Annotated in this window: 19 protein-coding genes and 1 pseudogene; 11 read left to right on the top strand and 9 right to left on the bottom strand. The window is 67.0% G+C overall.

Features of this window, described 5'->3' with window-relative positions:
- Positions 1–582: 582 nt before the first annotated feature.
- Together OKW76_RS05890 and OKW76_RS05895 are read left to right on the top strand one after the other, a co-directional pair.
- The gene (locus OKW76_RS05890) at positions 583–1,002 is read left to right on the top strand and encodes a hypothetical protein (RefSeq protein WP_265551970.1); all 420 of its coding nucleotides are present in this window, start codon (positions 583–585) and stop codon (positions 1,000–1,002) included.
- A 271-nt stretch (positions 1,003–1,273) separates the two neighbouring features.
- On the top strand, positions 1,274–1,600 hold the full coding sequence (locus tag OKW76_RS05895; RefSeq protein ID WP_265551972.1) for an MgtC/SapB family protein: 327 nt from the start codon (positions 1,274–1,276) through the stop codon (positions 1,598–1,600).
- A gap of 130 nt (positions 1,601–1,730) precedes the next feature.
- Here OKW76_RS05895 and ccoS read toward each other — a convergent pair whose 3' ends face one another.
- The 9 genes and pseudogenes from ccoS to OKW76_RS05940 all read right to left on the bottom strand — a co-directional run.
- Complete coding sequence (ccoS, locus tag OKW76_RS05900) at positions 1,731–1,910, bottom strand: cbb3-type cytochrome oxidase assembly protein CcoS (RefSeq protein WP_265551974.1); 180 nt, start codon at positions 1,908–1,910, stop codon at positions 1,731–1,733.
- Complete coding sequence (locus tag OKW76_RS05905; protein WP_265551975.1) at positions 1,907–4,048, bottom strand: heavy metal translocating P-type ATPase; 2,142 nt, start codon at positions 4,046–4,048, stop codon at positions 1,907–1,909. Before OKW76_RS05905 ends, ccoS begins: the two co-directional genes overlap by 4 nt.
- The gene (locus OKW76_RS05910) at positions 4,045–4,503 is read right to left on the bottom strand and encodes a FixH family protein (protein ID WP_265551976.1); all 459 of its coding nucleotides are present in this window, start codon (positions 4,501–4,503) and stop codon (positions 4,045–4,047) included. Before OKW76_RS05910 ends, OKW76_RS05905 begins: the two co-directional genes overlap by 4 nt.
- Positions 4,500–5,918 (bottom strand): cytochrome c oxidase accessory protein CcoG, encoded by a 1,419-nt coding sequence (gene ccoG / locus OKW76_RS05915; protein ID WP_256507880.1) that lies wholly within the window; start codon positions 5,916–5,918, stop codon positions 4,500–4,502. The genes OKW76_RS05910 and ccoG overlap by 4 nt, the downstream gene beginning before the upstream one ends.
- A 98-nt stretch (positions 5,919–6,016) precedes the next feature.
- The gene (gene ccoP / locus OKW76_RS05920; protein ID WP_265551980.1) at positions 6,017–6,946 is read right to left on the bottom strand and encodes a cytochrome-c oxidase, cbb3-type subunit III; all 930 of its coding nucleotides are present in this window, start codon (positions 6,944–6,946) and stop codon (positions 6,017–6,019) included.
- On the bottom strand, positions 6,939–7,106 hold the full coding sequence (locus OKW76_RS05925) for a cbb3-type cytochrome c oxidase subunit 3 (protein WP_265551982.1): 168 nt from the start codon (positions 7,104–7,106) through the stop codon (positions 6,939–6,941). Before OKW76_RS05925 ends, ccoP begins: the two co-directional genes overlap by 8 nt.
- A complete protein-coding gene (gene ccoO, locus OKW76_RS05930) occupies positions 7,103–7,834 on the bottom strand; it encodes a cytochrome-c oxidase, cbb3-type subunit II (RefSeq protein WP_265551984.1) in 732 nt (243 codons plus the stop codon). The genes OKW76_RS05925 and ccoO overlap by 4 nt, the downstream gene beginning before the upstream one ends.
- A 10-nt stretch (positions 7,835–7,844) precedes the next feature.
- On the bottom strand, positions 7,845–9,563 hold the full coding sequence (gene ccoN, locus OKW76_RS05935) for a cytochrome-c oxidase, cbb3-type subunit I (protein ID WP_416221848.1): 1,719 nt from the start codon (positions 9,561–9,563) through the stop codon (positions 7,845–7,847).
- Between the two features lie 23 nt (positions 9,564–9,586).
- Positions 9,587–9,952: pseudogene (locus tag OKW76_RS05940) on the bottom strand (aminotransferase class I/II-fold pyridoxal phosphate-dependent enzyme); the annotation flags it as partial.
- 199 nt (positions 9,953–10,151) lie between these two features.
- Between OKW76_RS05940 and OKW76_RS05945 the strand changes: the two are divergent.
- From OKW76_RS05945 to OKW76_RS05980, 9 genes are all read left to right on the top strand, one after another.
- Positions 10,152–10,385, top strand: a complete 234-nt coding sequence (locus tag OKW76_RS05945) for a hypothetical protein (RefSeq protein WP_265551986.1) — start codon at positions 10,152–10,154, stop codon at positions 10,383–10,385.
- Positions 10,386–10,501: 116 nt separating this feature from the next.
- Positions 10,502–11,275: an alpha/beta fold hydrolase gene (locus OKW76_RS05950; RefSeq protein WP_265551988.1), complete on the top strand. Its 774-nt coding sequence runs from the start codon at positions 10,502–10,504 to the stop codon at positions 11,273–11,275.
- 103 nt (positions 11,276–11,378) lie between these two features.
- Positions 11,379–11,849, top strand: a complete 471-nt coding sequence (locus tag OKW76_RS16205) for a TspO/MBR family protein (protein ID WP_416221858.1) — start codon at positions 11,379–11,381, stop codon at positions 11,847–11,849.
- 345 nt (positions 11,850–12,194) lie between these two features.
- Positions 12,195–12,869, top strand: coding sequence for a response regulator transcription factor (locus tag OKW76_RS05955; protein WP_265551990.1), 675 nt, complete (start codon positions 12,195–12,197; stop codon positions 12,867–12,869).
- Positions 12,866–13,882 (top strand): sensor histidine kinase, encoded by a 1,017-nt coding sequence (locus OKW76_RS05960; RefSeq protein ID WP_265551992.1) that lies wholly within the window; start codon positions 12,866–12,868, stop codon positions 13,880–13,882. The genes OKW76_RS05955 and OKW76_RS05960 overlap by 4 nt, the downstream gene beginning before the upstream one ends.
- Positions 13,883–13,911: 29 nt before the next feature.
- Positions 13,912–15,024, top strand: a complete 1,113-nt coding sequence (locus OKW76_RS05965) for an efflux RND transporter periplasmic adaptor subunit (protein WP_265551994.1) — start codon at positions 13,912–13,914, stop codon at positions 15,022–15,024.
- A gap of 12 nt (positions 15,025–15,036) precedes the next feature.
- Complete coding sequence (locus tag OKW76_RS05970; RefSeq protein WP_265551996.1) at positions 15,037–18,114, top strand: efflux RND transporter permease subunit; 3,078 nt, start codon at positions 15,037–15,039, stop codon at positions 18,112–18,114.
- On the top strand, positions 18,107–18,406 hold the full coding sequence (locus OKW76_RS05975; protein WP_265551998.1) for a DUF3240 domain-containing protein: 300 nt from the start codon (positions 18,107–18,109) through the stop codon (positions 18,404–18,406). The genes OKW76_RS05970 and OKW76_RS05975 overlap by 8 nt, the downstream gene beginning before the upstream one ends.
- Positions 18,403–19,662, top strand: coding sequence for a TolC family protein (locus OKW76_RS05980; RefSeq protein WP_265551999.1), 1,260 nt, complete (start codon positions 18,403–18,405; stop codon positions 19,660–19,662). Before OKW76_RS05975 ends, OKW76_RS05980 begins: the two co-directional genes overlap by 4 nt.
- Positions 19,663–19,714: the final 52 nt, after the last annotated feature.

Below are 19,714 nucleotides of genomic sequence, written 5' to 3' on the forward strand. Positions count from 1 at the left end.
CGGCGCTGGCGATCAGCTACCAATTGGCTAGGCTTCGCATCGAAAGTTTCGGGAGGGTCGCGCATGATCGCCAGACGCTCTGGCCGATGGTCGTCACGACGAACTCATCGGCCAGCGTCGCCGGGGTCTTCGGCGCCGCCGTCGGCGCGGCGGCGGCGCAGCTGGTAGCGCTGAGCGCTAGCCGCCTGCAGCACAATCGCAAACCAGAACATGATGCTTCTCGCAATGCGGTTACCGTGGTGCGATCATAATTATCGCAACACAGATTACCACCGCCTTGCGAGCCGCGAGGCGCTCCAAGCCACACCCCGATGTGCGTCGCACGACGCTGATCGGGTTGGCTCCAAGCTAGCTCCATGAACCGACGTCCACGCCGTCGCGTTCATTGCTTCGACAGGTTGTGCCAGCTACCGGTTCATCATGCTGCACCGACGGACAAGACCCGCAATCTTGGCTTTTCTTTTGCTGCAATCTGCAGCGCTTAGTGCGGCCGGCGTCGACCCCGCACAGATACGAAATGTCGAAATCCCCCCATCACAGCCAGAACCGATTACTCCCGGGCCCGAACCGGCGGCTGCTGTGATGCCCGAGATCGAGCCATCCGAAAGGCTGCATCTGGATCTGCCTACGCTCGAAGAAGCACGCGCGCGCGACGCCGCTGAAGGGCGTCCGGCCGACCCGCCCGGGAGCGTTGCCGGACTCGATGTCAATGCGGCGGCGGGTGCGATAGCCGCAGCCGAGTCCGCCAGGCTGCGCACCGCCAACACCGAACAGCTTGCCGCCGCTCGGCGCCAGCTCGACCGGATCGCAACTGACAAGCGAGCCGAGCGCGACCGACTAGCCAGATATCGTGAAGCGGTGGCGGCTCATGCAGCCGCGATGGCTGACTATAACGCACAGGTCGATGCGGCGCGCGTGGCGCGGCAGCTTTGGGAACGCGACGTTGTCGCTTGCGCAGCGGGTGACCGGACCCGTTGCGGGCCTCCTGCCACGCCCGACTGATATTGCGCGATTTCTGACCCCGTGGGGCCGCCCTTGATCCAAACGCCAACGGTATGAGCCGCAGGCTAAAACTGCCCTTTAAGCCGGAATGTGTTGGCGACCCGGCTGGCTTTTGCGGACGAGGCATCACACTCCTTGCCGGCCCCCTTACCAGTCAGTTCATTTGATCGGACAGAGCCCTCTCTTCTGTTGGCTTGGCGCCAGCATCGCATCGGGTGCCGCCCCCGTCCGATCAAACACGATGGAACCCGGTAGCTTCTTTCACGTCCACATGCGCCTGCTTGGCGCGATTGCCCGCATCGATGCGGCGATCATCCTAGTGCTGTCCATCGGCATCCAACGCTTCGTCCACCAAAAACTGGCCGGTTTTCGACCGTTTGTGATCATTTCGCTCAGCGCATCCGGACTAGGGCTACTCGCGGTAGAGCTGCGGTTCATATCGAACGACACCAATCCTTCGATCGACGCTGCCAAAGTCATCAGCGGGCTAACGAGCGGCATCCGCTTGGTGGGCGCGGGCGCGCTGTTCGGTAAAGGGACATCGTCACGGGCGAGGGGTCGGCCGCGTCGAGCTGGTCAGCGGGCGCGATCAGGTTGATCTGCGGCCTGGGCCTTTTGCGGTTGGCATCCCGTTGCCCAACCGCCTTCTTCTCCGCCGTCGCTCTCGCTGCCACCGTCTTCTTCTGGCTAAGACCAATGAGTCCTGCCGCTAGCCTCCGCCCCCCTGATTACCGACCGGTGGATTTGGTCTGACAGAGCCCTTCCGGCTTCTCGTCGTCGATCAATATCCTGAGCGCCGCACCGTCGAGATCGTCAAACTGCCCCGACGACGATGCCCAGAAAAACGCCGCCAGCCCCATCAAGCCCAGCAGCAGCGCGATCGGGATCAGGATGGCGACGATGTTCATCGTGCCGCCGATCGCAGCCGAAGCGCGTTGGCCACCACCAGGATCGACGACCCCGACATCGCCAGCGCCGCGACCAACGGCGTGACCAGCCCGGCCATCGCCAGCGGCACCGCCAGCACGTTGTAGCCGATCGCCATCGCGAAATTCTGCTTCACCACCCGCGCGGTCCGCCGCGCCGCCGCGATGGCGATCGGCACCGGCATCAGGCGATCGCCGAAAAAGACGAGGTCGGCAGCCTGCCGCCCGACATCACTCGCTGCCGCCGGCGCCATGCCAACGCTCGCGCGCTTCAGCGCCGGGCCGTCGTTCAACCCGTCTCCCACCATCAGGACGTGATGCCCCGCATCTTCGAGCGCGACGACGCGATCATGCTTGTCCGCCGGCGACATTTGCGCGCGCGCCGGCAGCCCGAGCTGCTGCGCCAGTGCATCGACCACCGCCTGCCCGTCCCCCGACACGAACTGCGCGTCGAGGCGCAACGCGCGCAGCCGATCGACCGCCGCCGCCGCGTCGGGCCGGATCGCATCGGTGAACAGGATCGGATGCACCGCTCCGTCGCCGACGCGGAACCAGGTGGTCGTCGTCGATTGGCTGGGATCGGTCGTCGGCGAAACCCAGGCAGCGCGCCCCAGCCGTGCAGTCACACCGTCGATCACCCCCTCGACCCCATTGCCGACATCCTCACGAAACTGCGTCGCCAGCGCGGGCGCGACGCCGGCGTCTTCCAGCGCCTGGGCAATCGCCTTTGCCAGCGGGTGGCGGCTGGTCTGCGCCAGCGCCAGCAATATCCGCCGCGCATGCGGGTCTTGGGGGATGCCCGACACCGGCTCGAGCCGCCCCAGCGTTACCGTGCCGGTCTTGTCGAGCAGCACCGTGTCGATCGTCGCCAGCTTTTCGAGCGCGGCGCCATCGCGCACCAGCACGCCGCGCCGCATCAGCGCCCCGGCGGCGACCACCTGCGCCACCGGCACCGCAAGGCCAAGTGCGCAGGGGCAAGTGATGATCAGCACCGCCACCGCGATCAACAGCGATTCATGCCAGCCCGCACCCGCGATCATCCATCCCGCCAGGCTCAGCGCCGCCAGCGTGTGAACCGCGGGCGCGTATAGCCGCGAGGCGCGATCGGCGATGCGGACATAGCGCGACTTGCTTTGCCCCGCCGCCTCCATCAGCCGCGCAATGTCGGCGATCACGGTGCTGTCGGCCAGCGCGGTCGCGGTCACCACCAGGGGCGAGGTCAGGTTCATCGTGCCCGCCAGCACCTGGCCGCCCGTTTCGACGGGCTCGGGGGCGCTTTCGCCGGTCACGAGACTGCGATCGACGTCGCTAACCCCTTGGTCGACGATGCCGTCGACGCCGATGCGTTCGCCCGCGGCGATCAGGATGCGCGCGCCGATGCCGACATCGGCGATCGGCATCCGTTCGACCGAGCCATCCTTCGCCATCACCATCACCTGGTCGGGCAGGCGGCGCAGCAGCGCGGTGACGCCGTCCTGCGCGCGTTCGCGCATCACCGTGTCGAGCAGCCGCCCCGCCAGCAGGAACGCCACCAGCATCACCGCGCCGTCGAAATAGGCGTGTGCGCCGCCCACCGCGGTTTCATACAGGCTCATCGCGCAGGTGACGACGACGCCGATCGTGATCGGCACGTCCATATTGGTCCGCCCGACCCGCACCGCCCGCCAGGCACTGACGAAGAAGGGCCGACCGGCATAGGCGATCCCGGGCAGCGCGATCAGCGCCGACAGCCAGTGGAACAGCTCGCGCGCCGCACCATCGGCACCCGACCAGACCGACACCGACAACAGCATCACGTTCATCGCCGCGAACGCCGCCACCCCCAGCGCCTTGGCCAAGGCGCGGCTTTCGCGCACCTCTGTCGAGCCTGCTTGCTCGACCAGCGGATGTGCCGAATAGCCGATCCGCTTGATCGATTCGATCAGCGCATCGGCATCGATCGCGGGCGCATGCGCGACCGCCAGCCGCTTGGTGGTGAAGTTGATCCGCGCCGACGACACTGCTTCAAGCCCCAGCAGCCCGCGCTCGATCTTGGCGATGCAACCGGCGCAGCTCAGGCCATCGACGACCAATGTCGTGGTGCGGTGGTCGGCAGCCCGGATCGCGGTGACCGCGTTCACAGCATGAGTTCCTGCTTGAACCGCGCTTCGGTTTCGCCGCGCTTGACCGTGATGCGCAGGATCCACCGCCCTGGCAGCAGCGCGTGGCGCGCGGCATAGCGCCCGTCGCGCCCCGGGGCCAAGGCAAGCCGGGTGGCGGGAACCCGGCCCAGCGGATGTTCGGCCATCACCACCACCGCCGCGCCATCCACCGGCCCGTCCGGCCCACGCAGATCGACCGCCAGCACCCCGCCGGGCTCGCCCGATGCCTCGACACTCCACCCCAATTGGGCCTGCGCGCGGGCTTCCCCCAGCCAGCCGTTGAACCGCTGGCTGGCGACATAGCTGTTTTCGACCACGACGCCGCCAAAGGTCCGGCTCGCCTGCGTTGCCATAATGAAGTTCACGGTGACGACGACCGCGAAGAACGCGACCATGATCGCGGTCATGTGCCAACCGGTAAATGGCTTGGTCATTGCGTTTCCTCCGGCCGTTCGAAGCGGCTGTCGTCGCTGGCGCTCGCATGGTCGCCGTCGAGCGCGCGGACGGTGAAGCGCAGGTCGCTATGCTGCGGGCCGTCGCCCGGCGCGGCAACGAACAACTGCGTCTTGGTGACCTGGTCGGGGTCGATCGCAAGCTGCACCGCGCGCCCCGCCGTCTCGCGGCTGCCGCGCTCGTCCCATAGCAAGGCGGGCTCGCCGTCGATCGCGATCTCCACACGGCGCGGGCGCGTTTCCATGTTGCGGATTTTCACGGTGTAGGTGTTGCGGATCGACCCGTCGGACAGTTGCACCCATTGCGGGTTGCGCGTCTGGGTCACGCTGATGTCGAGATGCGATCGCGTTTCGAGCGCGAACAGCATCACGGCACCGATCGCGCTCCAGCTGCCGAGATAGATCAGCGTGCGCGGACGCAGCATCCGGCGCAGCGGCGCGACCGAAGGCTTGCCGGCGCGTGCGGCATCGTCATCGGCCTGGGTGGAATAACCGATCAGCTTTGGCTCGCGCCCGACGCGCAGCATCGCATCGTCGCAGGCATCGATGCACAGGCCGCAGGTGATGCAGCCGATCTGCGGCCCGCCGCGAATGTCGATGCCGGTGGGGCAGACGGCGACACAGGCGTTGCAATCGATGCAGTCGCCGATCCGCAGCGGATCGGGGCCGTCCGCTGCATCGGCCTGTGCGCGCTTCAACCCGTGCGAGCGCGGTTCGCCGCGCCATTCCTTGTACGTGACGGTGAGCGATTGTTCGTCCATCATCGCCGCCTGGATCCGCGGCCATGGGCACATGAACTGGCAGACCTGCTCGCGCATCAGCCCGCCCAGCACATAGGTGGTGGCGGTCAGCAGCGCGACGGTGCTGTAGGCCACCATCGGCGCCTCGCCGCTGAACAATGCAGGGGCAAGCGTCGGGGCGTCGGCGAAGTAGAAGATCCACGCGCCGCCGGTCAGCACGCCGATTGCGATCCACACGCTGTGCTTGGCAACGCGCCGCGCGATCTTGCCGAGCGACCAGGGTGCCCGCTGCAGGCGGATCTGAGCGTTGCGATCGCCGTCGATCCACCGCTCGACATGCTGGAACAGATCGGTCCACACCGTCTGCGGACAGGCATAGCCGCACCAGGCACGCCCCACCGCCGAGGTGACGAAGAACAGCCCGATTGCCGCCATCACCAGCAGCCCGGCGACATAATAGAATTCGTGCGGCCAGATCTCGATCGCAAACATGTAAAAGCGCCGGTTCGCCAGATCGATCAGCACCGCCTGGTCGGGCGCATACGGGCCGCGATCCCAGCGCAGCCACGGCGTGATGTAATAAATCGCCAGCGTGACGATCATCACCACCCATTTGAAGCGGCGAAACGCCCCATCGACCGCCTTGGGAAAGATCATGCGCCGCGCCTCGAACAGCCCGGGCGGCTTGCTCTTGCCCTGCTTGGTCTTATCCGACCCGGCGCGAGTGCCGGACGGAGAAAGGGGCGAGGTTTTGGTCACTGCTTCGCGGCAACGCGCTGCGGCGCGGCTGCGACGCGGGTGGGTGCCGGCGATGCCTCACCGCCGCCCAGCGAATGGACATAAGCGGCGAGCATCTTGATCGTCACCGGATCGAGCTGCTTTTCCCAGGCGGGCATGATGCCGCCGCGGCCGTTGATGAGCGTCGTGGTCAGCGAACCGCGGTCACCGCCGAACAGCCAGATGCTGTCGGTGAGGTTCGGCGCGCCAAGCGTGCGATTGCCGCGCCCGTCCTCGCCATGACACGCCGCGCAATTATTGGTGTAGAGCGCGCCGCCGCGCGCCGCCGCTGCGCTCGGCTGGTCCTGCCCCGACCGGACGCGCACGAACGACACCACATCCTCGATTTCCGCCGGTTGCAAAATGCCGTCGCGACCGAAGGCGGGCATTTGCGAGATGCGGGTCTGGACGTCGCCGGGATGGCGGATTCCGTGGATCAGCGTCTGCTCGATCGCCGCCATGTCGCCGCCCCACAGCCAATCATCATCGTTCAGATTGGGATAGCCCTTGCTGCCCGCGGCACCCGCACCGTGGCAGGCCGCGCAATGCACCTTGAAGACCGAACGTCCGCCCTCTTCGGCCGCCGCGAGCAATTTGGGGTTGGCCGCCAGCTGATCGAGCGGGGTGGCCGCAAGCGCGGTCATGATCGGCGCGCGCCGCTTCTGTTCGCCGGCGATGTCGCGATCGAGCTCGCCTTGGCTCGACCAGCCGAGCACGCCCTTGGTCGCGCTGTTCAGCATCGGTATCGCCGGATAGGCGATGACATAGCCGATCGCGAAGACGATGCTGGCATACAGCGTCCAAAGCCACCAGCGCGGCATCGGCGTGTCGAGTTCCTCGATCCCGTCCCATTCATGGCCGACGGTGGGGGTGCCGGTCTTGTCGTCGATGCGACTGCGCTCAGCCATCGATCGCGTCCTCTGGTTCGAAGATGCTGGTCGCCGCCGTCCGGTGCGCATCGCGGACCGAGGGCAGGAAGGTCCAGCCGGTAAAGGTGACGAACACTATGGCCATCATCACGAGACCCCAGCTGTCGGCGAAATGGCGGAAGGCGTCGTAGGTGCTCATTTCGCGAGCTCGCGCGGCGCCGCCGCCTTGAAATCGACCTGGACGCCCAGCCCCTGGAGATACGCGATCATCGCATCCATCTCGGTGACTACCGGGTTCCCGTCGAAATCGCGCGCCTGCGCCCCGGGATAGCGCCGCACCAGATCGGTCGAATCGGTGTCGCCGCGTGCCTGTGTCCACACGTCGGTGACGGCGTTGCGGATGTCCTCGTCGGTATAGGGCACCCCCTCGGCGCGCAGCACCTTCAGATGGCTCGCCATGTCCTTGGCATCGACCGCGCGGTTGGCCAGGAAGGCATAGGGCGGCATGATCGATTCGGGCACCACCGACCGGGGGTCCTTCATGTGCTGGACATGCCATTCGTCCGAATAGCGGGTGCCCACGCGCGCCAGATCGGGGCCGGTCCGCTGCGATCCCCATTGGAACGGATGATCGTACATGCTCTCAGCAGCCAGGCTGTAATGGCCATAGCGTTCGGTTTCGTCGCGGAACGGGCGGATCATCTGGCTATGGCAGCCATAGCAGCCCTCGCGGATATAGATGTTCCGTCCGACCAGCTCGAGCGGGGTATAGGGTCGAACCCCTTCGACCTTGGTCACCGTCGACTGGATCCAGAACAAGGGCGCGATTTCGACGATGCCGCCGATCGCGACGGTAACGAGCGCGAGCGCGGCCAGCAGCGTGACGTTGCGTTCGATCTTCTTGTGACGCTGGACAATGCTTGCCATGGCGAACTTCCTATCGGGCGGCTGCGACGGCGGTGCCGTCGAGCGTGGCATGAGGGGCGATGGCGGCAGCCGGGGCCGGACGATCCTTCGCTGGATCGAACACCGGCGACGACATCGGTGCCTCGTCGCGCAGCTTGCCTTTGATCGTCATCCAGACGTTCCAGACCATGAACAGCGCGCCGGCGAAGTAGAGCAGGCCGCCGGCAGTGCGGATCAGGTAATAGGGATGCATCGCGGCAACGACTTCGGCGAAGGCATAGACGAGGTAGCCGTCGTCACCATATTCGCGCCACATCAACCCCTGGGTGATGCCAGCGACCCACATCGCCGAGGCATAGAGGACGATGCCCAGCGTCGCGCACCAGAAGTGCCAGTTGACCATCCGCAGCGAATAGAGCCGCGTGCGACCCCATAGGCGCGGGACCATGTAATAGATCGCGCCGAAGGTGATCATGCCGTTCCAGCCGAGCGCACCCGAATGGACATGGCCGATCGTCCAGTTGGTGTAGTGCGAGAGCGAATTGACGCTCTTGATCGACATCAGCGGGCCTTCGAAGGTGCTCATGCCGTAGAAGGCGAGCGCGAACACCATCATGCGGATGATCGGATCGGTGCGGATCTTGTCCCATGCGCCGTTGAGCGTCATCAGGCCGTTGATCATGCCGCCCCAGCTCGGCATCCACAGCATGACCGAGAACACCATGCCCAATGTCTGCGCCCAATCGGGCAGCGCGGTGTAGTGAAGGTGGTGCGGGCCGGCCCAGATATAGAGGAAGATCAGCGACCAGAAATGGATGATCGACAGGCGATAGCTATAGACCGGGCGTTCGGCCTGTTTGGGCACGAAATAATACATCATGCCCAGGAAGCCGGCGGTCAGGAAGAAACCGACCGCGTTATGCCCGTACCACCACTGGGTCAGCGCATCCTGGACGCCGGCGAACAGCGAATAGGATTTCGATCCCACCCACGACACCGGCAACGACAGGTTGTTGACCAGATGCAGCATCGCCACGGTGATGATGAAGGCGAGGTAGAACCAGTTGGCGACATAGATATGCGGCTCTGACCGGCGGACGATCGTGCCGATGAAGATCGCCAGATAGCTTACCCAGACGATCGTCAGCCAGATATCGACATACCATTCGGGCTCGGCATATTCGCGGCCTTCGGTCACCCCCATCAGATAGCCCGTCGCCGCTAGGACGATGAACAGCTGGTATCCCCAGAAAACGAACCGCGAGAGCGCGGGGAAGACCAGTCGCGCGCGGCAGGTGCGCTGGACGACATAGAAGCTGGTGCACAACAAGGCGTTGCCGCCAAAGGCGAAGATCACCGCCGAGGTATGCAGCGGCCGCAACCGCCCGAAGGTCGTATATTCGCTGCTGAGGTTGAGCAGCGGATAGGCGAGCTGCGAGGCGATGACGATGCCGACCAGGAAGCCCACCACCCCCCAGAATACGGTGGCGATCACCCCCCAGCGGATGACATCGTCATAATATTCGGTCGCTTGCGCCGCCTGTGCGGCAACGCTCAGCGCGGGGGTGCCGACCTGGCGGATCGTCATGGCCGCCGCAGCAAAGCCCGCCAGCGCGACGATCATCATGTGGACGCTGAACGCGGTATCGACCGCAACTGCCGCCAGCACGACCGCCGCCATGCCCGCGAACAGCCACAGGGCGGCGCGAAGCAGTACGTCGTCGATGTAAGGCGCTCGCGCGGCGGTCATATTCGGGGTTCTCGAACCGTGCATCATGCGGCCTTTCGGAATGCGGGGCGGTACCAGCTCTCGACCAGCGCATCGGTGAGCGCCCGCAGCATCGCAGCACCGTGCGATAGGCCGGGCGTGAAGCGCAGCCGTTCGGTACCGCGTGGGACGGTGGGATAATTGATCGGTTGGGCGTAGATCCCGTATCCGGCGAGCAGGATGGCGCTGATCTGCTTGGCGCGCACCGGATCGCCGACCATCAGCGGCACGATGTGCGTCGCGGTGGGCAACCCCGGCAGGCCGGCGTCGCGCAGCATCGCCTTGCGTTGCGCGGCAGCGGCTTGCTGGCCTTCGCGCTCGGTAGCCGATTGCTTGAGGTGCCGGACGCTGGTGAGCGCGCCTGCATGCAGCCGATCGATCGCGCTCTCAAATATCGTTGCGTACATGTGACAAAGCTCCGCCCCCTAGGCTCCCGCTGCTAGCGGCGACGGGGGGATGGCCCCCATTCGCAAATATACGTAGCGGCCGCGTATGGCCGCACAGCGCACTCGGTGGGGCGGACGGCGGCGGGTTGGCGCTGCAATACCCCCCGCCCTTGCCGCTCCCGAAATGCTGCAAGACATCCGGCCGCACGCGCTGCAGCGCTCGGGTTTAGAGCCGGAGGCCGACGTGCGCACTGACCACCAGCGGGTCGAGATGCAGGCGCAGCGACGGGTCGCCGGTCACAGTCGTGCTGAGCCGCGCGGTGGTGTCGATGTCGATCTAATACCGTCGAAATTGATCGACATCCGCGGCGTCACGTTGAGGTCGAAGCCTGCCTGTGCCGCCAGCCCGAGCTATTAGTCATGTGCACGCGCGTTGGCCCTACTGCAGCCTTAGCCGGGAAGGACGGTTCCCCCCTTTCCGGGGCCGTTCTGTCCTCTCGATCGTTGAGTGGCGCGAACAGGACGGAACTTCATATGCATCAGACAAGCTGTGGCACGGGCAAGCCGCTGCTACTTATTCATGGATTGGGTAGCAGCTGGCGTGCTTGGCAGCCAATTCTGGCCAATCTGGCGGCCGAACGATCGGTCATCGCCATCGATCTGCCGGGTCACGGTGCGACACCGGCGGAACAAGATAGTGGGACATTCGAGGGGCTGGTCGGGAGTTGCGAGCGCTACCTGGTTGATAACGGCCTCATCGGCATCGATGCCGTGGGCAGCTCGATGGGCGCTCGGATCGTGCTGGAGTTGGCGCGACGAGGGAAGGTTGGCAATGTCGTCGCGCTCGATCCGGGTGGGTTTTGGCGCGGTTGGGAACGGCCTTTCTTCCGCACCACCATAGGCCTATCCGCACAATTGTTGCGCGCCCTGCGATCGCGCCTACCAGCGATCAGTCGCAGCGCCCCGGCGCGCACCGCGCTATTAGCCCAGCTATCGGCGAAGCCCTCGACCCTCTCGCCCGCGTTGGTATGCACCGAGCTGACCAGCATCACCGACACGCCGACGTTTGACCATTTGGTCCGTGACCTTGCCAATGGCCCCGGGCAGGAAGGCCCTGCGGCCGACCCCAAGCAACGCATCGTCATCGGTTGGGGCACGCATGACCGGTTGTGCCTGCCCCGCCAGGCGGCCCGTGCGATGGCGGCATTCCCTTCTGCAACGCTGCACTGGTTTGAGCACAGCGGTCATTTTCCGATGTGGGACATGCCGCACGAGACGACGGCGGTCATTCTACAAGCAACGCGCTGAAAACCTGATGGGTCGCGTTGAACGGTCGCTTTTCTGATCAGCCAGGAGATGACATGCCCGCAGCAAATCACAAGACCAGCATGGCGCCACGTTTGGCGGCCGGATTGGCCATCGGCACCGTGACCGCCGCTCTGCTACTGGGCCGTCGCCCAGCCCTTCTCTCAGCAGTCCACGGGCACAGCGTTGGTATGATCGCCTGCGAAAGCCTGGCTTCACACCACCCGCGCCGGTGTTTGCCCTGACATGGCCAACGATCCAGGCCGCGCAGGCCTATAGCGGCTATTCATTGCTGCGAGCGCCGCCTTCGCCAGAGCGCACAACCGCGCTGGTCTTTTGGGGCGCGAACCAGATCGGTGTGGCAGGCTGGTCCGAGGGATTTTTCCGGCTCAGGGCGCCGGGTTGGGCGGCGCTCGGCTCTGCAGCCTTGGGCGGCAGCGCGGTCGGTCATGTTGGTGCCGCTCGACAAGTAGCTATTCGCGCCGCCGTTGCGGGATTGCCGCTGGCAGCGTGGGTTGGCCTTGCGACCTTGCTCGCTGAAGAGGTCTGGCGTCGGAACGATACACCTGCCGCATGAATGATGCGGATGTTCAGCGGCTAGAAGCCGTTTCCACGAGGCAGCGGTTCATTGACCTTAGACGCCGATCTAGCCCAGCATCCGTCGCTCGGACAAAACGCCGCTAAACCCGGCAGTGCGTCGATACTCTTCCGAACCGGCGTAATACCGGACGGCTTTTGTGCAGGGTGCCCGCCAGGCCGGGGCCCAAAAACTGGGGCAGAGTTCACCGCGATCGATCCGATCTACGTCGTGCCGATGACGCCGCCAGTGCGGGACGCACCGTCACCAAATATACGCGCCCAGTCAGACTCGTGTCAGATAGCCAGATTATGGATCAAGACCGCGTTACCGTATCTGGATGCCATGGCCCGATTCCTGATCGTCGAAGACAATGAGCGGCTGGCCAGCCTGGTTTCGGCCGGGCTGGGCGAGCAGGGGCATGTCTGCGATCAAGTCCCGACGCTCGCCGCGGCTTCGGATGCGCTGGCTTCGTTCGCGTTCGACGGGATCATCCTAGATCTCGGGCTCCCCGACGGCGATGGTATCGACTGGTTGCGGCAGCGCGCCGGCGGAGAGCCGCCGGCGCTGATCCTTACCGCACGCGACGCGCTCGAGGACCGGATCACGGGACTCGACGCCGGCGCCGACGACTATCTCGCCAAGCCGTTCGCGATGGACGAACTGGCAGCGAGATTGCGCGCGATGCTGCGGCGCCCGGGCTCGCGGCGGCAGACGCGGATCTCGCTCGGTAACGTCACGTTCGATCCCGCGAGCCATGCGGTAACGGTCGCGACGCAGGCGCACGAACTGCCGCGCCGCGAGGCCGCGCTGCTCGAACTGCTGCTGCGGCGCGCGGGCGAGGTGGTTCGGCGCGGGGTGATCGAGGATGGGCTGTACACGTTCGACGAGGCGGTGACGCCGAACGCGGTCGAGGCGATCGTGTCGCGGCTTCGCCGGCGGCTGGACGATGCCGGTGCCGACCTCGACCTGCACACCGTCCGCGGGGTCGGATATCTGCTGCGCGAGCGAAACGCATGATCGACGCGCCTTCGATCACGCGGCGATTGACGCGCAGCATGGCCGTAGTCGGCGGGCTGGGCGCGCTGCTGCTGCTGATCGTCATCGGCATCGAATATCGCTTGTCGTTCAGTCACGTTTCGAGCGGCGACGCGCTGCCGCTGGTGCTGCACGAACTCGCCGAGCATGTGCTGCTGCCGATGGTGGTGCTGATCGTGCCGATGGCGCTGGCAGGGCGCTGGGCGATCCGCCGCGCGATCGAGCCGCTGCGCACCGCCGCCGCCGAGATCGATGCGCGCGCCGACGCGGTCCGCGGCGTCCGCGTGGCGACCGACACGCTGCCGATGGAAGCGCGCCCCTTCGCCGATGCGATCAACCGCATGCTCGGGAGAGCCGATCACGCCGCGTCGATGCACGAGGGTTTTGCCGCCGACATCGCGCACGAACTGCGCACACCGCTGACCTTGCTGTCGCTCGAGCTCGACCGGCTCGACGCGCCGCAGGCGCCGCATCTGCGCGAAGCCGTCGCGCAGATGCGGCGCCTGATCGACCAGTTGATGCTGCTGGCGCAGGTCGAGGCCGACGCGGCATCGCTAAGCGCGCCCAGCGACGTCGATCTGGTCGATCTCGCGGGCGACGTGATCGCGCGGATGGCGCCGCTCGCGCTCGATCAGGGCGTCCATTTCGAACTCGTTGCCGGCGATCGGGTGTTGGCGCCGGGTCGGCGCGAGGCTATCGGCGCGGCGCTTCGCAATCTGCTGGAGAATGCGCTGCGGGTGACGCCGCCGGGCGGTACGATCGTCGTTCGCGTCACCGCGCAGGGGCTGATTGCGGTTCGCGACGAAGGGCCCGGGCTCGATACCCAGGCGCTGGTGCATCTGGTCGAGCGGCATCACCGTGCCGACTATGCGAGCAAGGATGGCGCCGGGCTCGGCCTGGCGATCGTCGACCGCATCATGAAGGCGCATGGCGGCAGCCTCGGCACCGCGCCCGAAGAAGGCGAGATCCGGCTCCACCTGCCGGTGTCAGGCTGACGTCAGGCTGAGCCGATATCGGTGCTTCGATGAAGCAGCGAACCTTGATTTTGGGCGGCGGCGGCGCCGCGATTGCCGCGATCGCGCTCTGGTTGGTGTTGCCTGCAGATACGCCGGCAGCCGACCCAGCCCCCGCCGCGAGCCCGACACAAGTGCCGGGGAATGTCGCGCTGACCGCCGACCAGATCCGTAGCCTGGGAATCGCGATAGCGACGGTCGAGGCGGCGCAGACCGTCGCGGTGGCGACGCTGCCGGCGCAGATCGCCCCGCCGCCCAATGCGAGGGTGGCGGTGGCGGCGCAGCTTCCGGGGGTCGTCACGCGGATCTTCGTCGTCAACGGCCAGGCGGTTGCCAAGGGCCAGACGCTGGCGACCGTCGCCAGCCGCGATGTCGTGAGCCTCGGCGCTGACCTGGCCCGCGCGCGGTCGCGCCAGGCGGCGGCGCGGGCGCAGGCGGCAAGGCTCGGGCAATTGTCGCGCGAAGGAATCATCGCGCCGTCGCGCGCCGACGAAGCATCGGCGCTGGCGCGCCAGAGCGATATCGATGTCAGCGAGCAGCACCGCCTGATCGCACTGCTCGGCGGCGGTGGCGGCGGCGGCGCGGGCTATGCGCTGACCGCGCCGATCGCGGGGCGGATCAGCAGCATGACCGCCGAAACCGGCAAGACAGTCGATCCGGCCATGGCCCCCTTCGTGATCGACGGCGACGGGCCGTTGCAGGTTACCGCGCAAGTTCCCGAGCGGCTGATCGGGTCGGTGCGGCCGGGCATGCAGGTTCGCGTCGGGCGCGATGCGATCGGGACGATTCTGGCGGTCGGGAGCGCGATCGATCCGCTGACCCGATCGGCGACCCTCACCGCCAACGTCCCGCCCGCCCCCGGCATCTCGGCGGGGAGCGCCACGAGCGTGATCGTCGAGGGGCCGGCGCCTGCTGGCGCGGTGCAGGTGCCCGCGTCGGCGGTTTCCGAACTCGGCGGCCAGCCTGTCGTCTTCGTCATCGTTGCCGGCGGCGTTTCGGCGCGTCGCGTCGCGACCACGCCTGGCGCCGGCGACCAGGTCATCGTGACGCGCGGCCTCAAGCGCGGCGAGCGGATCGCGACGCGCGGAATCAGCGAGCTCAAGACGCTCGCTGGCGCGAACTGACGGGCGGCAACCATGCTCCGTGCACTGCTCGCCCAAGCGCTTTCGTACCGGCTGTTCGTCATTGCCGCCGCCGCGGTGCTGGCGGGCCTGGGCGTCTGGGCCTTCGTCACCCTGCCGATCGATGCCTATCCCGACATCGCGCCGACCCAGGTGAAGATCATCCTGAAGGCACCGGGGATGACCCCCGACGAGGTCGAGACGCGCATCCTGGCGCCGATCGAGCAGGAGATGCTGGGCATCCCCGCCCAAGCGATCCTGCGCGCGACCGCGAAATATGCGGTCGCCGACGTGACGATCGATTTCGTCGACGGCACCGACATCTATTGGGCGCGCCAGCAGGTGAGCGAGCGGCTTGCCGGTGTGACGGGCGATCTGCCCGCGGGGGTGACCGGCGGACTGGCACCGATCTCGACGCCCTTGTCCGAGATGTTCATGTTCACGATCGACGGGCCGCTGTCGCTGCAGGAGCGGCGGACCTTGCTCGATTGGACCATCCGGCCCGCGCTGCGCACCGTGCCGGGGGTCGCCGATGTCAACGCGCTCGGCGGCTTTGTCCGCACGTTCGAGGTGCAGCCCGATCCGGTCGCGACCGCCACCGCCGGGCTGACGATCGCCGACATCGCCGCGGCGATCGATCGCGGCAACCGCAACGACGGCGCGGGCCGGCTCGTCAGTGGCGAAGACGCGCTGATCGTGCGCGCGGTCGGCGCGATTGCGACGGTCGATGATCTGCGCGCGCTGGTGCTGCGCAGCGACGACGGCCGGGTGTTGCGGCTGGGCGATGTCGCCACTGTCGCGATCGGCAGCCTGACGCGCTACGGCGCGGTCAGCAGCGACGGGCGCGGCGAGACGGTCGAGGGGTTGGTCATCGCGCTGCGCGGGTCCGACGCGCGCCAGGTGGTTGCCGGGGTCAAGGCCAAGATCGCCGAATTGTCGCGGACGCTGCCTGCGGGGACGACGATCAACGTCTTCTACGACCGCTCAGACCTGATCACCCGCGCGGTGGGCACCGTCGAAAAGGCACTGATCGAGGCGACGATCCTGGTCGTGATCCTGCTGATCCTGTTCCTGGGCGATTGGCGCGCGGCGGCGATCGTCGCGGTGACGCTGCCGATGGCGGCGCTGATGACTTTCATGCTGATGCGCGGCTGGGGGCTCACCGCCAATCTGATGAGCCTGGGCGGGCTGGCGATCGCGATCGGGATGCTTGTCGACGGCGCGGTGGTGGTGATCGAGAATGTGGTCGAGCGGCTCGCGCAACAGGGCCATGCCGATGAAACACCACGGCTGAACCTGATCTTCCGCGCGACCAGCGACGTCATCGTGCCGGTATCGGCGGGCTTGCTCATCATCGCGCTGGTGTTCCTGCCGCTCGTTTCGCTCGAGGGGCTCGAGGGCAAGTTATTCGCGCCGGTCGCGCTGACGATCATGTTTGCGCTCGCCGCCGCGCTGCTGCTGACGATTACGCTGGTGCCGGTGCTCGCCTCGCTCGGGTTGAAGGCGCATCCGCATGCCGAACCATGGATCATGCGCCAGCTGTCGCCGCGCTATCATGCGCTGCTCGGCGGCGCGTTCGCGCGCAAGCCGCTGGTGTATGCGCTGTCGGCGGTCGGGCTGGTCGTCGCGGTGATCGCCTATGGCGCGGTGGGCAAGACCTTCATGCCGCAGATGGACGAAGGTTCGGTCGTGATGCAGCTCGTCAAAAGCCCGAGTATCGGGCTCGACCATTCGGTGCGCGGCGATCTCGCCGCCCAGCGGCTGTTGCTGGACAAGGTGCCCGAAGTGCAGCGCGTGATCGCGCGAGTCGGGTCGGACGAGCTCGGGCTCGATCCGATGGGGCTGAACGAGACCGACACCTTCATCGCGCTGAAACCGCGTGCCGATTGGCGCGGCGACAAGGAAGCCGTGGTGACCGCGATGCGCGACGCGATGGCCTTGCTGCCGGGCATCGAGGCGAGCTTTACCCAGCCGATCGAGATGCGCGTTTCGGAAATGCTCACCGGCGCGCGCGGCGACCTGGCGATCAAGATCTTCGGCCCCGATGGCGCGACGCTCGGGCGGCTGGCCGGGCAGGTCCAGTCGGTGCTCGAGACCACGCGCGGTGCGACCGAGGTGATGACCGTCGCCAACGACCGCGTCGATTATCTCCAGCTCGACATCGACCGGCTCGCCGCCGGCCGTGCCGGGCTGACGGTGGACGAAATCGAGGACGGATTGCGCAGCCAGCTCGAAGGTATGCGCGCGGGAATCGTCGCGGAGAGCAACCGGCGGACGCCGATCGTCATTCGCGGCGCCGAGGGGGTGCGGAGCAGCCCCGCGCTGTTCGCCGACCTGCTGCTGCGCTCGCCGGGTGGGCAGACCGTCCGGCTGAGCGATGTCGCGACGATCCGCCCGGTCGCCGGGCCGGTGAAGATCGATCACGAAAATGGTGCGCGCTATGCGATGGTCCAGGCGTTCGTCTCGGGTCGCGATCTGGTTGGCTATGTCGAGGAAGCCAAGGCCGGCGTCGCCGCGCGGGTTCCCCTGCCCGCCGGGTATCGCCTGGTATGGGGCGGCCAGTTCGAGAATCAGCAGCGGGCGGCGGCGCGGCTGTCGCTCGTCGTGCCGATCGCGGTGTTGCTGATCCTGCTCGTCCTGCTGGCAACGTTGCGGTCGCTGAGGGCATCGCTGCTGATCCTCGTCAACATTCCCTTCGCGATGGTTGGCGGGATCGTCGCGCTGTGGGCGACCGGGCAATATCTGTCGGTGCCAGCCTCGGTCGGCTTCATCGCGCTGCTCGGGATTGCAGTGCTCAACGGCCTCGTGTTGATCGCCTATTTCCGCCAGTTGCGCAGCGAAGGCGTGCCTATGGCTGAAGCCGTCCGCACCGGTGCCGCGCGGCGGCTGCGCCCGGTGCTGATGACCGCGAGCATCACCGCCTTCGGCCTTGTCCCGCTGCTGTTCGCGAGCGGGCCGGGTTCGGAAATCCAGCGCCCGCTGGCGATCGTGGTGATCGGCGGGCTCGTCACCTCGACCCTGCTGACGCTGATCCTGTTGCCGATCCTGTTCGAACGCTTCGGCGAAAGCCGTGCGGAGATGGCCGATGGCTGAGCTGTTGTTGACCTTCCATAGCGCCGCAGTCGATGCATCGACGATCGGCGACGCGCTTCGGGCCGCGTTTCGCGTGCCGGTGCATATCCGCGGCGAAGCCGTGCTCGGGCTCGATTTTTCCGACGCCACCACCGCCGAACGCGTGACCGGATCGCTCGATCGCGCGGCAATCGAGCTCATCGTCGAAGCCGAGCTTTTGCGAGACGCGATCGCCGTTGCCGCGCGCACCAAACGCAAGGGGCCGTTCCGCTGGCAGGCAATTCCCATCATCGAACGAGGCAGGATGCCATGATCGCGAGAAGCCTGGGGCTGGGTATTGCGCTATCGGCGCTGGCGATGCCGGCAGCCGCGCAGCAGCTCGACATCCGCCCCGACCTGCCGCCGCCAGCAGTGGTGACCGCAGCGCTCGACGAGCATCCCTCGGTACTTGCCGCAGGCGCACGCGTCACCGCCGCGCAGGCGCAGGCGGGTGCGCTGGCCAAGGGGCCGCACGAGTTCAGCATCACCGGATCGGTGCTCCGCCGCAGCGTCGATCGCGAGGGCAGCTACCAGGAATTCGACGCCACCGTCATGCGGCCGCTCCGCCTGCCGGGCAAGGCGGCGCTCGACCGCAAGACGGGCAGCGCTGGCATCTTGGCTGCGCAGAATCGCATGGCCGATGCGCGGCACCAGGCAGCGCTCGAGCTTTCGCGGCTGTGGTTCGACTGGATCGGCGCGGGTGCCCTAGCCGACACCGATGCCCGCAACGTCGCCAACCTCGAACAGGCGCTGGCCGCCGTCCGCCGACGATCACAATTGCGCGACGCCGCGATCCTCGACGTCGAGCAGGCGCAATCGGCATTGTCGCGCGCGCGGGGCCAGCATGCCGATGCGCGCGCACTGATGGCCGAGGCCGAGGCGCGGCTGCGCGCCACCTATCCGACGATTCGGTTGCCAGCTACGCCGCCGCTGCCCGGTACGCCCGACGAACCGCCAATCAGCTTTGACGCGCTTGGCCAATTGGTGATCGAGCGCAGCCACGAGATCGCCGCGGCGCAGGCCGATGCCGACCGGCTGGGCTTTGCGGCGCAACGCGCGCGCGCCGACCGGATCGCCGATCCGAGCTTGGGCGTACGCGCGTTCAGTGAGCGCAGCGGAATGGAACGCGGGCTCGGCCTGGTCGCGACGATGCCGCTGGGCGGCGGATATCGGCGGTATGCTGCCCAGGAGGCCGGCGCATACTCGAGCGCCGCGCTGCACGAAGTGGCTGTCGTCCGCCGCTCGGTCGAGGCCACCGCCGCGTCCGACGTTGCGCTGGCACGCGCGCGCATCGAGAGCTGGATGGCGGTGCAAGCGGCGGCCTCGAGCGCCGAATCGGTGGCGGCCAGGACGCTTTCGGGCAACCGGCTGGGCGCGATCGACCTGGCCGACCTGCTCTACGCCCAGCGCCAGGCCAACGACGCCCGCCGCGAGGAAGTACGCGCGCGGGTCGAGGCGTTGCGCGCGATCCTGCGGCTCGAAATCGATTCGCATGTCGTTTGGATCGATGCCGACGATCACGCTCCCTGAGCGCAGCGCTTCCGGGTCATCGAATTGCGCCATCGGAACGAGGAGCGCTGCT

Origin of the sequence: Sphingomonas sp. S1-29 (genome assembly GCF_026167545.1) — a bacterium.
GTDB lineage: Bacteria > Pseudomonadota > Alphaproteobacteria > Sphingomonadales > Sphingomonadaceae > Sphingomonas.